Below are 15,249 nucleotides of genomic sequence, written 5' to 3' on the forward strand. Positions count from 1 at the left end.
GCGCACTTCCACCCCATCGCATCATCAGCGCCGTCGAGTCAGCAGGGAGCGACACCGACCGTGGACACATCCGTCGAGCAGATCGTCGAGGCGCTGCGCGAGGCCATGCTCGAGAACGAGCGGCTCCGCCGGCACAACGACCAAATCTCCGAAGCCGCGCACGAGCCCGTCGCCGTCGTCGCCATGAGCTGCCGCTACCCCGGCGGCGTCAGCACCCCCGAACAGCTGTGGCAGCTGGTCGACGCCGGAACGGACGCCGTGGGCGACTTCCCGGCCGACCGCGACTGGGACGTCGACGCCATCTACGACCCCGACCCCGACGCTCCCGGCCGCACCCATGTGCGCGAGGGCGGATTCCTCCACGACGCGCCGCGGTTCGACCCGGGGTTCTTCGGTATCAGCCCGCGCGAGGCCGTCGCCATGGACCCGCAGCAGCGGCTGCTGCTGGAGACCGCCTGGGAGGCGTTCGAACGCGCCGGCATCGACCCGCACACCCTGCGCGGCAGCCGCACCGGCATCTACGCGGGTGTCATGTACCACGACTACGGCAGCTGGCTCACGGACGTTCCCGAGGGCGTCGAGGGCTACCTCGGCAACGGCAACCTCGGCAGCGTCGCCTCCGGTCGCGTGTCCTACACCCTTGGCCTGGAGGGCCCGGCCGTCACCGTCGACACCGCCTGCTCCTCCTCACTGGTCGCCCTCCACCTGGCCGTCCAGGCCCTGCGCACCGGTGAGTGCGGTCTCGCCCTGGCCGGCGGGGTGACCGTCATGTCCACCCCGGACACGTTCATCGACTTCTCCCGCCAGAGGGGTCTCGCCCCTGACGGCCGGTGCAAGTCCTTCGCGGACTCGGCCGACGGCACGGGCTGGGGCGAGGGCGTGGGCATGCTGCTGCTGGAGCGGCTGAGCGACGCCCGCCGCAACGGCCACCGGGTGCTCGCCCTGGTGCGGGGCACCGCCGTCAACCAGGACGGCGCATCCAACGGCCTGACCGCCCCCAACGGCCCCTCGCAGCAGCGCGTCATACGCGCCGCCCTCGCCAACGCCCGCCTGGAACCGCACCAGGTGCACGCCGTGGAGGCGCACGGCACCGGCACCCCGCTCGGCGACCCGATCGAGGCGCAGGCCCTCATGGCCACCTACGGCCAGGACCGCGAGGAACCGCTCTGGCTGGGCTCGGTGAAGTCCAACATCGGGCACACGCAGGCCGCCGCCGGAGTCGCCGGCGTCATCAAGATGGTGATGGCCATGCGCCACGGCCGGCTGCCACGGACCCTGCACGCCGAACGGCCCACCTCCCAGGTCGACTGGGAGGCCGGCGCCGTCGAGCTGCTCGCCGAACCGCGCGAGTGGCCCGTCACCGGCGAGCCCCGCCGTGGCGCGGTGTCCTCCTTCGGGATCAGTGGCACCAACGCCCACGTCATCGTCGAGGCGGCCCCCGACCCCGAGCCGCGGACCGAGGAGCCGGTCTGGGACCGGCCGCTGCCGCTGGTGCTGTCCGCCCGTGACGAGCCGGGACTGGCCGCGCAGGCCCGCCGCCTTCTGGACCACCTCGCCACCGGCACGGATCCCGTGCCCGACGTCGCCCACGCCCTGGCCACCGCCCGCGCCGCCCTGGACCGGCGGGCCGTCGTCGTCGGCGCGGACCTGAGCGCCGTGACCGCCGGCCTCACCGCCCTGGCCGAGAGCGACCCTGCGTCCGGTGTGGTGCGCGGCACGCCGGCGGGGGAGTCCCGCATCGCGTTCGTCTTCCCCGGGCAGGGCTCCCAGTGGGCCGGCATGGCAGCCGACCTCCTGGACGCCTCTCCGGTGTTCGCCGCCACCATGGCCGACTGCGCCGAGGCGCTCGCCCCCTTCACCGACTGGGATCTCATCGAGACCGTGCGCGAACGCCGCCCGCTGGACCGGGTGGACGTCGTACAGCCCGCGCTGTGGGCGATCATGGTGTCGCTGGCCGAGGTGTGGCGCGCCCACGGGGTGCGTCCCGCCGCCGTCATCGGCCACTCCCAGGGTGAGATCGCCGCCGCCTGCGTGGCCGGTGCGCTCAGTCTCTCCGACGGCGCGCGCGTCGTGGCCCTGCGCAGCCAGGCCATCGCCGAGGCGCTCTCCGGCCGGGGCGGCATGATGTCGGTGGCCCTGCCCGAGTCCCGGGCACGCGAACTCGTCGCCGCCCACGAGGGGCGGGTCTCCGTGGCCGCGGTCAACGGCGCCTCCTCCGTGGTGCTCTCCGGGGACACCGACGCCCTCGACGCCCTGCGCGAGACGATCGTCGCCGACGGCGGACGCGCCAAGCGGCTGCCGGTGGACTACGCCTCGCACTGCGCCCACGTCGAGTCGATCCGCGAACGGCTCCTCACCGACCTCGCGGACGTACGGGCGCGAGCCGCGGACGTGCCGTTCTACTCCACCGTCACCAACGGCGTCCTGGACACCACCACGCTGGACGCCGGCTACTGGTACACCAACCTACGCCGGAGCGTCCTGTTCGAGCCGACCACCCGGTCCCTGCTGGACGCCGGCTACGGGGTGTTCGTCGAGTGCAGCCCGCACCCCGTCCTGCTCAACAGCATCGAGGAGACCGCCGACGCCGCGGACGCGGTCGTCACCGGTCTCGGTTCGCTGCGCCGCGACGACGGAGGTGCCGAACGCCTGCTCACCTCGCTGGGCGAGGCGTTCGTGGCGGGCGTCCCGGTCGACTGGTCCCCGGCGTTCGCCGGGATGCCGGTGCGGCCCGCGGACCTGCCCACCTACGCCTTCCAGCGTGAGCGCTACTGGCTCGGCCGGTCCGCGGCCGCCGGGGACGTCACCGCCGCCGGGCTCGAGAGCGCCGGCCATCCGCTGCTTGGCGCGGCCGTCCCGGTCGCGGGCGGCGGCACCCTGTTCACGGGCCGGCTCTCGCTGTCCACCACACCCTGGCTGGCCGACCATGCCGTCTCCGGCGCCATCCTGCTGCCCGGTACCGCGCTCGTGGAGCTGGCGCTGAGCGCGGGCTACGACCTCGGTTGCGGACACCTCGCCGAACTCACCCTGCAGGCACCCCTGATGCTGCCCGAGCGCGGCGCCGCCCAGCTCCAGCTGCATGTGGCCCCTGCCGACGACCACGGGCACCACGCGGTGACTGTTCACTCCCGCCCCGAGGGCACCGACAAGGCAGCCTGGACCCTGAACGCCTCGGGCCTGCTCGCCCCGCAGACCGCGCCGCCGGCCTTCGACCTCGCGGCCTGGCCGCCCCAGGGCGCCGAACCGGTCCCGGTGGACGACGCCTACGCCCGGCTGGCGGCCCTCGGCTACGACTACGGGCCGGCCTTTCAGGGCCTGCGCGCGGCCTGGCGCAGCGGCGACGAGACGTACGCCGAGGTCGAACTGCCCGGCGAGGCAGGCGGCTTCGGCCTCCACCCGGCCCTGTTCGACGCCGCCCTGCACGCCGACGGCCTCGACGCGCACGGCCAGGAGACGGCCCGGCTGCCCTTCGCCTGGACCGGTGTGTCGCTGTACGCGGCAGGGGCCACCGCCCTGCGGGTCCGCCTCCGCGGCGGCGACACGCTCTCCCTGGAACTGGCCGACCCCACCGGCGCCCCGGTCGCCTCCGTCGAGGCCCTGGTCTCCCGCCCGGTCGACGGCCGGGCGCTTGCCTCCCCGGTCCGCGCCGACGACCTGTACCGGCTGGACTGGCCCGTGGTACCCGTACCGGATGCGGCGACTCCCGTTCACGCCGTACTGGACGAGAGGGGCGCGGCCGCGCTCGCACCGCTGCCCGACTGGGTGGTACTGCCGGTGGCCGGCGGCGACGACCCGTTGGCCTCGGTGCGCGAGGCGACCGAACGGGTCCTGACCGCCCTGCAGGGCTGGCTGGCGGACGACCGGACGGCCGCCGCCCGTCTGCTGGTCCTCACCCGCGGCGCGGTCACCACCGGCGAGGAGGGCGCCGGCGATCTGGCGGGTGCCGCCGTGTGGGGCCTCGTCCGCGCCGCCCAGGGCGAACACCCGGACCGCATCGTCCTCGTCGACAGTGCCCCCGGCACGGCGGACGGCGACGACGGTGACCGGATCGCCGCCGCGGTGCACGCCGCCGCAGTGAGCGGCGAACCGCAGCTGGCCCTGCGCGCGGGCACTGTCCGGGTGCCCCGGCTGGCCCGCGCCGTCGTACGGGGGAGCGCCGTCCCGCTCGACCCCGACGGCACCGTACTGATCACGGGCGGCACCGGCGTGCTCGGCGCCGTGGTCGCCCGGCACCTGGCCACCGGACACGGCGTGCGCCGGCTGGTCCTGGCCGGGCGCAGCGGCACCGCCGCGGACGACTTCGCCGACCTCGCCGAGCAGGGCGTCCAGGTCGTCGTCGCCCGCTGCGACGCCGCCGAACGCGACGAGCTGGCCGCGCTCCTGACCGACGTACCCGCGGCGCATCCCCTGACCGCCGTGGTGCACCTCGCGGGCGTCCTCGACGACGGGCTGGTCACCGACCAGACCCCCGAGCGCCTGGACGCCGTGCTGCGGCCCAAGGCGGACGCCGCCTGGAACCTGCACGAGCTCACCCGGGACATGGATCTCGCGGCGTTCGTGCTGTTCTCCTCGGCCGCCGGCACCGTCGACGGAGCCGGACAGTCCGGATACGCCGCCGCCAACGCGTTCCTCGACGCCCTCGCCGCGCACCGAGTCTCCCTGGGGCTGTCGGCGCTCTCGCTGGCCTGGGGCTTCTGGGAACAGCGCACCGGCATGACCGCCCACCTCACCGACGCCGACGTCGAGCGCATGACGCGCGCGGGAGTCCGGCCCCTGCCCACCGAGGAGGGACTGCGGCTGTTCGACACCGCGCTCGCCGCCGACGAGCCGCTGCTGCTGCCCATCGGCCTGGACCTGCGTGCCCTGCGCGGCGCCCACGGTGTCCCGGCCCTGCTGCGCGGTCTGGTGCCCGCCCCCGCCCGCCGGTCCGCGGCCGCCAGGGCAGCCGGCGTCTCCCTGGCCGACCGGCTGGCCGTTCTGGGCCCCGCCGAACGGGACGCGGAGCTGATGGAGCTGATCCGCACCCAGGTGGCCGCGGTCCTCGGTCACGGAACCGACATGGTGCTGGACTCGCGCCGCTCCTTCCGCGAGGCCGGGTTCGACTCGCTGACCGCGGTCGAACTGCGCAACCGTCTGGGCGGCGCCGTCGGCCTGCGGCTGCCCGCCACCCTCGTCTTCGACCACCCGGACGCCGACGCACTGGTGCGATACCTGAGGACGGAACTCCTCGGCGACGCCGCGGACGCCCCCGGCACCGCGGCACCGGAGACGGCGTACGCGGCGGACGAACCTGTGGCGATCGTCGGCATGGCCTGCCGCTACCCCGGTGGTGTCACCACCCCCGAGGAGTTCTGGCGGCTGCTCGCCGACGGCGGGGACGGCATCGGCGACTTCCCGGACGACCGGGGATGGGACCTGGACACCCTGTACGACCCGGAGCCCGGCAAGCCGGGCCACTGCAGCACCCGCTTGGGCGGATTCCTGTACGACGCCGCCGACTTCGACCACGACTTCTTCGGCATCGGCCCCCGTGAGGCCCTCGCCATGGACCCGCAGCAGCGGCTGCTGCTGGAAACCTCCTGGGAGGCACTGGAGCGCGCCGGCATCGACCCGCACAGCGTGCGCGGCAGCCGCACCGGGGTGTTCGCCGGCGTCATGTACCACGACTACGGCAGCCGGCTGCGCGACGTCCCCGAGGCCGTCCGCGACTACCTCGGCAACGGAAGCCTCGGCAGCGTCGTCTCGGGCCGGGTCGCCTACGCCCTCGGTCTGGAGGGGCCCGCCCTCACCGTCGACACGGCCTGCTCCTCGTCGCTGGTCGCGCTGCACCTGGCCGCGCAGGCGCTGCGACGGGGCGAGTGCACCCTGGCGATGGCGGGCGGAGTCTCCGTGATGTCGACGGTCGACACGTTCGTCGACTTCAGCAGGCAGCGCAATCTCGCCGCGGACGGCCGCGTCAAGTCCTTCGCCGAGGAGGCGGACGGCACGGCCCTGTCGGAGGGCGCCGGTGTGCTGGTGTTGGAGCGGTTGTCGGATGCTCGGCGGTCGGGGCATCGGGTGTTGGCGGTGGTGCGGGGTAGTGCGGTGAATCAGGATGGTGCGTCGAATGGTCTGACGGCGCCGAATGGTCCGTCGCAGCAGCGGGTGTTGCGGCAGGCGTTGGTGTCGGCGGGGGTGTCGGCCGCTGATGTGGATGTGGTGGAGGCGCATGGTACGGGGACGGAGTTGGGTGATCCGATCGAGGCTCAGGCGTTGCTGGCTACGTATGGTCAGGATCGGTCGGGGGATCGTCCGTTGTGGTTGGGTTCGGTGAAGTCGAACATCGGTCATACGCAGGCGGCTGCGGGTGTGGCGGGTGTGATGAAGATGGTGCTGGCGTTGGGGGAGGGTGTGTTGCCCCGGACGTTGGGTGTGGGTGTGCCGTCGCGGAAGGTGGAGTGGGGTGTGGGGCGGGTTCGGTTGCTGGAGGAGGAGCGTCCGTGGGTGCGGGGTGAGCGGGTGCGTCGTGCGGGGGTGTCGTCGTTCGGGATCAGCGGGACCAACGCGCATGTGATCCTGGAGGAGGCCCCCGACGACGACATCGGCCCCCACACCGAGGCCGGGATCCAGGCCCCCCTGCTGCCCGTGGTCCTCTCCGGCGCCACCCCCGGGGCACTGGCCGACCAGGCCGACCAGCTGCGCGCCGTCGCCGACGAGCGGATCACCGACCTCGTCCACTCGCTGTCCACGGGCCGTGCCGCCCTCACCCACCGGGGCGCGGTCGTCGCCCGTGACCGGGACGAACTGCTGGCCGGCCTGACCGCGCTGGCCGACGGTGCCACCAGCGACACCGTCGTGCGCGGCCGGCCCGTCGCCGGCCGCACCGCCTTCCTGTTCACCGGGCAGGGCGCCCAGCGGGCAGGCATGGGTCGTGGCCTGTACGACGCCCACCCCGCCTTCCGGCGGGCACTGGACGAGGTGTGCGAGGCCCTGGACGCCCACCTGGACCGGCCGCTGCGCGAGGTCATGTGGGCCGAACCGGGTACCGACGCAGCCGAGTCGCTCGATCACACGCTCTACACCCAGAGCGCCCTGTTCGCGGTGGAAACGGCCCTGTACCGCCTCCTGGAGTCCTACGGCATCCGCCCGGACCGGCTGGCCGGCCACTCCATCGGCGAACTGACCGCGGCCCACGTCGCCGGCGTCTGGGACCTCGCGGACGCGGCCCGGCTGGTCACCGCGCGCGGCCGGCTCATGCAGGCCCTGCCCGAGGGCGGCGCCATGCTCGCCGTGGACGCGACCGAGGCCGAGGTGCTGCCGCACCTCGGCCCCGACGTGTCCCTGGCCGCCGTCAACGGCCCGCGCGCGGTCGTGGTCTCCGGTACGCGGGCGGCGGTGGAGGCGGTCGCCGCCGCCTTCGCCGACCGCCGTACCAAGCGGCTGCGGGTCAGCCACGCCTTCCACTCGCCCCTGATGGACCCGATGCTGGCCGAGTTCGAGAAGGCCGCTCGCGAAGTGAGTTACGCCACGCCCACGATCCCCGTCGCCTCCGACGTCGTCGGCACGTACGCCACCGAGGACGAGCTGTGCTCGCCCGAGTACTGGGTGCGTCACGTCCGGGAGACGGTCCGCTTCGGGGACGTGATCCGCGCCCTGGAGGACGACGGCGTCCGCACCTTCCTCGAACTCGGCCCCGACGCCGTCCTGTCGGCCATGGGCGCGCACGCCCTCGCCGACCCGGAGCGGTCGGTGTTCGTGCCGGCCCTGCGCCGTGAGCGCGACGAGGAGGTGACGCTCGCCGGGCTCGTCGCCGCCGCGCACGTCCGTGGCCTGCCCATCGACTGGCGGGGAGTTCACGCCGGGACCGACGCCCGCCGCGTCGACCTGCCGACGTACGCCTTCCAGCGGCAGCGGCTCTGGCTGACGGACGGGCCCGGGACGGCCACCGACGCCAGCGGGCTCGGCCAGTCGCCCGCCGGGCACCCGATGCTCGGAGCCGTCCTCACCCTGGCCGCCGCCGACACCGTCGCGCTGACCGGCCGCCTCTCCCTGGCCACCCACCCCTGGCTGGCCGACCACGCCGTCGCGGGAGTCGTCCTGGTCCCCGGCAGCGCCTTCGTGGAACTCGCCCTCCAGGCCGGCGACCGCGCAGGCTACCCGCACGTGGAGGAACTCACCCTGGAGCGGCCGCTGGTACTTCCCCGGCACGGTTCCGTGCACCTCCAGGTGACCGCCGCGGCTCCCGGCACCGACGGACGCAGGCAACTGGCCGTGCACGCCCGGCCCGAGGGCACCGACGACGACTGGACCCGGCACGCCACCGGAGTCCTCGCCCAGCAGACCGCTCCCGAACCGGCCCCCGTCGCCGTGTGGCCGCCCGAGGGCGCCGTCCCCGTCGAGGTGAGCGGTTTGTACGGCCACCTCGCCGAGCAGGGGTACGGCTACGGCCCGCTGTTCCGCTGCCTGCGCGCCGCCTGGCGGCTCGGGGACGAGGTCTTCGCCGAACTCGCCCTCCCCGACGCCGACGCGGCCGACGGCTTCGGACTGCACCCGGCACTCCTCGACTCCGCGCTCCACGCCATCGACCTGCTCGACGGCCAGGACCCGACCGTCATGACCCTGCCCTTCGCCTGGGAGGGCGTCACCCTGCACGCCACCGGCGCCACCGCCCTGCGGCTGCGGCTCACCCCGCACGGCACCGACCACATGACCCTGGCCCTGTATGACACCTCGGGCGCACCGGTCGCTGAGGCGGCGTCGCTGCGCATCCGCCAGGTGACGGCCGAGCAGCTGAACGCCTCCGCCTCCGCCCCCGGTGACCTGTTCACCGTGCGCTGGACCCCGGGGGAGGTGACCGCCGACGGGGCGGCGGCCGAGCCCCGCACCCTGACCGTGGCCCTGGACGACGCCTCGGACGCCGACCTGCCGGCCCGGGCCCGCGAGACCGCCGTGCGCACCCTCGCTGCGCTCCAGGAGCACCTGGCCGGACCTGCGGACGGCACCCCCCTGGTCGTCGTCACCCGGTCCGCGGTCGCCGTCACCCCCGACGGGGCGCCGGACCCGGCCCAGGCCGTCATCTGGGGCATGGTGCGGTCGGCCGCGGTCGAGCACCCCGGACGGTTCGTGCTGGCCGACACCGACGGTGACGCCGCCTCGGCCGCGGCCCTGCCGGCCGCCGTCGCGACCGGCGCGCCCGAACTCGCCCTGCGCGGCGGCACGGTGTACACACCGGAGCTGACTCCGGCCGGCCGGCCGGGGACGACGCCTGTCATCCCACTGGACCCGGAGGGCACCGTCCTCATCACCGGCGGAACCGGCAGCCTCGGCCGCCTGCTCGCCCGGCACCTGGCCGAGCACCACGGCGCCCGGCACCTGCTGCTGGTCGGCCGCGGCGGCCGGACACCGGACGCGGAGGGGTACGAGGATCCCGTCGCCCCCGGCGCGCGGATCAGGGTCGCCGCTTGCGACACCACCGACCGCGCCGCCCTGGCCGAACTGCTGGCCTCCGTACCGGAAGCCCATCCGCTGACCGCTGTCGTGCACGCCGCGGGCGTCCTGGACGACGGTCTGCTCACCGACCTCACAGCCGCGCGCACGGAGGCGGTGATGCGGCCCAAGACCGACGCGGCCTGGCACCTGCACGAGCTCACCGGACACCTGGACCTGGACGCCTTCGTCCTCTTCTCCTCCGCCGCCGGCACCCTGGGAGCGGCGGGCCAGGCCAACTACGCGGCGGGCAACGCCTTCCTCGACGCCCTCGCCGCGCGGCGGCGGGCGGAGGGGCTGCCCGCCCTGTCGCTGGGCTGGGGTCTGTGGGACACCGGCGACGGCATGGCGGCCGGGCTCGGGGAGGCCGAGATGCGAAGGCTGGCCCGCGACGGCATCCTGCCGCTGCCCGCCGACCGGGCGCTGTCCCTGTTCGACCAGGCCTTGACCACCGAGGGCCCGCTGCTGCTGCCGATGCGCGTCCAGGTTACCGAGGGCGCACCGGCCCTGGTCCGTGCGCTGGCACGGACGCCGGCGCCGGCCCGCCGGGCAGCCCGGGCGGTGGAGGCCGCCCCGGAGGCGGCGGAGCCGTTGTCGCGGCGGTTGGCCGCACTCGGAGCCGTGGACGGCAGGCGGCTGCTCGTCGACCTGGTGTGCGGCCACGTGGCCGACGTCCTCGGACACGGCTCCGGCAGTGCCGTCGACCCCGAACGCCCGCTGGGCGACCTCGGTGTGGACTCGCTCGCCGCGCTGGAGCTGCGCAACCGCCTCGGCGCCGAGACAGGGCTGCGGCTGTCCACCACGCTGACCTTCGACTACCCGACGTCCGACGCCCTCGCCGAGCACCTGTTCGAGGAAATGGGCGGGGCCGGGGCCGACGAGGAACTCGTCGATGTCGAGGCCGAGGTGGTACGCCTGGAGACGCTGCTGGGTGCCGCGCTGGACTCCGACGGGCTCGACGACGAGCGGCGTGCCCGGGTGGCCGTGCGCCTCCGGGCCCTCACCGCCCACTGGGACGGTTCGGGGCATTGGCGGGAACCCGGAAAGGCCGACGACGCCGGAGAGAAAGGGCTGGAGGCGGCCACGGCCGACGAGCTCTTCGGCATCCTCGACGACGAACTCGGCAGCTTCGGCTGACCCGACGACGACGGGCGGGACGGTGGGACGGGTGAGGCTGGGCTTCACCCGTCTCGTGACCCTGGGCACAGAGCGTGTCTCTTTGGTCGGCGGGCCAGTTGGACAGCCATGTCTGTCCGGTTAGTGATCACTGATGCGATGTGGAGCCGGATCGAGCCGCTGATGCCGGCCGATCCGGTCAGCGGGCGGCCGTGGGCCGACCATCGCCGCACCCTTGAGTGGCGGGACCTGCCGGACGAGCTCGGCTCGTTCCAGACTGCTCACAAGCGGCTGACCAGGTGGGCCGTGGACGGAACACGTGGGAGCGAATCCTCACTGCGATCCTTGCAGCGGCCGACGAGGGCAACGACATCGGCTGGACGGTGTCTGTGGACTCCACCGTCTGCCGGGCCCACCAGCACGCAGCGGGAGCAAGGCAAGGGGGCGCCAGGTCGGGCTGAGCCAGACGATCACGGGCTCGGACGTTCCCGCGGCGGCCTGAGCACAAAGGTGCATCTTGCCGGCGACAGCCACGCTCGCCCGTTGGCCTTGTGACCGCAGGCCAGGCGGGCGGGCGATGCGCCTTCGTTCGAAGCGGTGCCGGCAGGCATTCGTGTCCCGCGGCTTGGGCCGGGAAGACCGAGGAGCCGGCCGAACGCTGTCCTGGCGGACCGCGCGTATTCGTCCCGTGCGATCCGGAGCCATCTCCGTCGGCGCGGGATCCGTTCCGTCATTCCCCAACCGTCCGACCAGGCAGGTCACCGACGGCGGCGAGGTCGTGCGGGAGGCCGGCCTCCGGCCTTCGACGCCGAGGCGTACAAGCAACGCAATGCTGTCGGGCGATGCATCGCCCGGCTCAAGCAGTGGCGTGGTCTCGCGATGAGAACGGACAAGCTGGCCATTGTCTACCTGGCTGCACTCCACCTTGCTGCCATTCGCATCTGGGCCCGGCGATAGCCCTCTGCTTCAGCGATGGCCATCCGGCGTGCGCTTGGGTCACGTGAGGTTCATGACGGGGACCTTCAGCGAGTTCCCGTATGTGAGTACCTTCTTCAAGCCCCTCCGAAGCTCATCGATGTCGACCTTGGAGTCCCTTCTGTCACGGAGGTCGCCCGAGTCCCAACGTCGGCAAAAGCTGGCGGTGAGGCCCTCCTCGATCACGAGCACGACGATCTCATGGGCGGACCTAAGAGACATGCTCTAGCTGCCGAGCCTGCCGAGCCTGCCGAGCCTGCCGAGCCTGCCGAGCCTGCCGAGCCTGCCGAGCCTGCCGAGCCTGCCGAGCCTGCCGAGCCTGCCGAGGAGCCGCACGGCTGCCGTCGGCGACTTGTCCCGGTCGGCCGAAAGGCCCCCTCCGGAGCCTCTGGGGACTCGGGGAGAGGGCCGTGCGGTGCAGGCAGAAGTGGCATCCCGTCGTCACGGGAGCAGGGTGAACCGGGCGGGCCGGGTCGGAGGTCAGCCCGCGGAGGAGTGGGTGGCAGCCCAGCGGTCGGACAGTTTCGGGATGCGGTGCTCCAGCATCTTCGGCGGCAGCTCGGACCGGCTGGCCACGTTCAGCTTGCGGTAGACCCTGGTGAGGTGCTGTTCCACCGTGCTGATCGTGACATGCAGCCGCCCGCTGATCTCGCGGTTGGTGTACCCCAGCGCGGCCAGGCCCGCGACCCGGCACTCCGCGTCGCTCAGGATGGCCGTGCCCTCGGCCTCGGACCCCTCGGACTGCCCCGGATCCTCCAGCAGGTGCGCGTCGACCGGCGAATCGACGCTGCACGCCTCCGCCTCACGGGCCGCCTGGCGGGCGACCAGCCGGGCGCGGGCGTACTCGCCCAGTTCGTAGTGGGCCGCTGACAGATCGGCGTAGGCCTGGGCAAGGGTGTGCTGGTCGCCGCAGAGCTTGAGCAGGTCGATCGCCTCACGCAGCAGCGAGGCCTGGCGGTGGGGCTTGCTGGTGGCGGCCAGCATGCGCAACGCCATCGCCCGCGCGCGGGAACTGTGACCGCCGGGCAGTCGCAACTGCTCCTCGGCGCACTCCCGGGCGGTGCGGGCTTTGCCGATCCGTAGGTTCGCCAGGGCCAGGTCGGACCGCCAGGGGATGCCCTTCTGCAGGCTGGAGTTTCCCTGCCGCATCAGCCGACTGCACGTCTCGAAGTCGTTGAGCGCGGCGAACGGCCGGTCGGTGACGAGGTAGTGGTGCCCCCGGGCCCGCAGGTACTGGATGCCGAAGACGGTGCGGAACATCGGCTCGGGCACGTCCCGCTTGAGCACCCGCTCGGCCTCGTCGTAGGCGCCCATGGCGGTGTGGGCGAAGATCGCCGTCGACAGCGGAAGCCCGGCGAGGACTCCCCAGCTCTCGTCGTGCAGGCTGCTCAGCGCCGTGTCGGCCCCTTCGGCCGCCTTCGGCATGTCCCCGCGCAGCAGCGCGATCTCCGCCCGTACGCTGCCGAGCAGCGCCTGCCATGTGGTCGCCCGGCGCTCGACCGCAGACTCCAGCAGGGCGTCGCACGCCTCGGCGGCGACCGCGGGCCGGTCGGCGTGGGCGATCGCGAGGAGCGCCATCGCCACCAGCTCTAGGTTGAGGTGGTCGAGTTTGCTGCCCCGCAGGGCCTGGGCCACGGCCGCCGCGGAGTCGTCCGTGGCGACACCGCCGACCAGTATCGCCACCTGCGCGGCCAGTCCGCCGTCGGGAGCCCGCCGATGCAGGTCGTCGCCGACGCCCTGCGGGCTCCTGGCGGGCAGCCCGACGCCGTAGAACCACTGCCGCACGAACTCGACCTCGACGAGGATCTGCGCGTCACCGGGAGAGTGCGCGGGCACCAGCGTGGCCACGGTCTCGGCGGCCAATTCGGTGTCGCCCTGCCACAGCATGTGCCTCATGACGGTGGCGGTGTCGCGCATGTTCAGCGCACCGTCCAGCGCGGGCCGGCGCAGTGGCTCCAGGTGGGCGCCCGCCGCGGCTGGGTTCACGCGCCACTCCGCCCGGGCCAGGGCGGCCGACAGGGAGTTGCGCTCCTTCGGGTCGGTGCAGTCGCGCAGCACCAGGTCCAGGTAACTGCTGCACAGCTCCACGTCGTCCGCGGCCAGGGCCTGCTCGGCGGCGGCACGCAGCACGCCAGGGCCCCACGGGTGCGGGACCCGGTCCGCGGCGCGCAGGTGCCGGGCCATGTCACCGGCGGGCGCGCCGCAGCGGTACAGCAGGTCGGCGATGCGTTCGTGCAGTGCGGTGCGCGCGGGGGCGTCCATGTCGTCGAGCACCGCGGTCGCCGCGGCCGGCAGCCGGAAGACGTGACCGTCGAGCAGCCCCACGGAGTTGAGAGCCTCGACGGCCTCCTCGACACCGGTGGGCGAGGTGTCGGCCAGATCGCTCAGAGTGCCGGAGGAAGCGGGTGCGCCGAGGGCGGCGAGCGTCCGGACCACTCGTAGGTGGCGCGGCTCACCGCGGTGCACAAGCGACAGCACCGCCTGGCGGTAGGCGGTGCCGGCGATGGGCCGGTCGGTGTCGTGGCCGAAGCGGGTGCTGTCGTCCAGCAGGGCGTGCACCAGCAGGGGGTTGCCGGCTGTGGCCCGGTGGAAGGCGCGGCCCACCCCGGCCGGCAGCGCGGCACCCGACTGCGCGCCGAGGAGTTCGCCGACGCCCCGCTCCGACAGGGGACCGAGGCGGGCCCGGCGGTGCGGTCGGCGGATCAGCTCGGCGTGAGCGGCCGAGCACCGGCCGGTGCCGGAATGGCCGGATGTGGTGCACACCACGAGGACGGGCCGGAAGCGGCTCCTGCCCAGCAGATGGACGACGGCGCACAGGGACGCCTCGTCCATGAGGTGGGCGTCGTCCACGGCCACGACCAGGGGGCCGTCGCCCTCTGCGAGCCTCAGCAGCGCCTCTGTCGTGTCCGGCTCCGAAACTTCGCCTTCCGTTCCGGCCCGGTACTCCGAATGCCGAGAGAATGCCTCTGCGTGTATGCCGACCCCTGGCGTGGGGTTCAACGGTAGGGGCTGCACCTCACCGTTGCGCAGTAATTGCCGCAGCAGACTCATCGGCCGGTCTCGCTGGGCCGGATGTGCCGTGCCGTGGAGTATGCGTGCGCCCGATCGGTCCGGAGCGGCCAGGAATTCGTGCAGGAGCTGGGTCTTCCCGGAACCGGGGCCACCCGTGACTATCACCAGCCGCCCGGATCTTCGAGTGCATTCGGTAAACGACTCGTTAAGTATCTGTAATTCTTTGGAGCGGTCGAAAAGGCGCATGGGGTCCCCCCTGTGTCCAGTAACTCACATGGATTCGCGCCTGTCTGGGATGGAATGCGGCGATATGGGACCGATTCGAGTCCCTTGTTCTGCCCGCGTCCTGCTGCCGAGGGTCGCCACTGCGTCGTTGCGGTGGCGGCCTGTCGGGGCTGCGGTCCAACCCTACGACGGTTCCGAATGTGAGAGCAGTAGGAAAGTGTCATTCTTTTGTGTGGCGCGATTCGATCGGTTCGGCAATCCTTTCCGGAGGGAAGGAAAAGAGCTGCTCAATCAAATGAGTGGCGAGGTTATAGGTCGTTGTCAACGTTGTCAACCAGGCCCTTCCGGAAGTTACTTCCTGTTCATGATGCCTGGCGGGACGGCTTTCCCGGTGGATTGATTTACCGGAAAGTAGAGAAAAGAATCGGGCCGCGGCGCGCATGAAACCGGTCACGT

Annotated in this window: 4 protein-coding genes and 1 pseudogene; 2 read left to right on the top strand and 3 right to left on the bottom strand. The window is 73.2% G+C overall.

The features are described 5' to 3' along the window. Nucleotides 1-15: 15 nt before the first annotated feature. The gene (locus OG524_RS34175) at nucleotides 16-10,602 is read left to right on the top strand and encodes an SDR family NAD(P)-dependent oxidoreductase (protein WP_405812533.1); all 10,587 of its coding nucleotides are present in this window, start codon (nucleotides 16-18) and stop codon (nucleotides 10,600-10,602) included. A gap of 108 nt (nucleotides 10,603-10,710) precedes the next feature. After that, a pseudogene (locus tag OG524_RS34180) lies at nucleotides 10,711-11,538 on the top strand (IS5 family transposase). 39 nt (nucleotides 11,539-11,577) lie between these two features. Here the strand turns inward: OG524_RS34180 and OG524_RS34185 are convergent. The 3 genes from OG524_RS34185 to OG524_RS34195 all read right to left on the bottom strand — a co-directional run bounded on the left by OG524_RS34185 (nucleotide 11,578) and on the right by OG524_RS34195 (nucleotide 15,247). Further along, nucleotides 11,578-11,748 carry a hypothetical protein gene (locus OG524_RS34185; RefSeq protein WP_405386412.1) on the bottom strand — a complete coding sequence of 57 codons (171 nt, stop codon included), beginning with the start codon at nucleotides 11,746-11,748 and terminating at the stop codon, nucleotides 11,578-11,580. Nucleotides 11,749-12,036: 288 nt separating this feature from the next. Continuing rightward, entirely contained in the window at nucleotides 12,037-14,814 is a 2,778-nt protein-coding gene (locus tag OG524_RS34190; protein ID WP_405812302.1) for an AAA family ATPase, read from the bottom strand. Nucleotides 14,815-15,013: 199 nt separating this feature from the next. Further along, entirely contained in the window at nucleotides 15,014-15,247 is a 234-nt protein-coding gene (locus tag OG524_RS34195; RefSeq protein WP_405386406.1) for a hypothetical protein, read from the bottom strand. Between the last annotated feature and the right edge of the window lie 2 nt (nucleotides 15,248-15,249).

It is taken from the genome of Streptomyces sp. NBC_01520 (genome assembly GCF_045040375.1).
Taxonomy (GTDB): Bacteria; Actinomycetota; Actinomycetes; order Streptomycetales; family Streptomycetaceae; genus Streptomyces.

Excerpts from the sequence above, each read along its gene's own strand:
- OG524_RS34190 (WP_405812302.1), bottom strand. The coding sequence starts at position 14,814 with ATGCGCCTTTTCGACCGCTCCAAAGAATTACAGATACTTAACGAGTCG.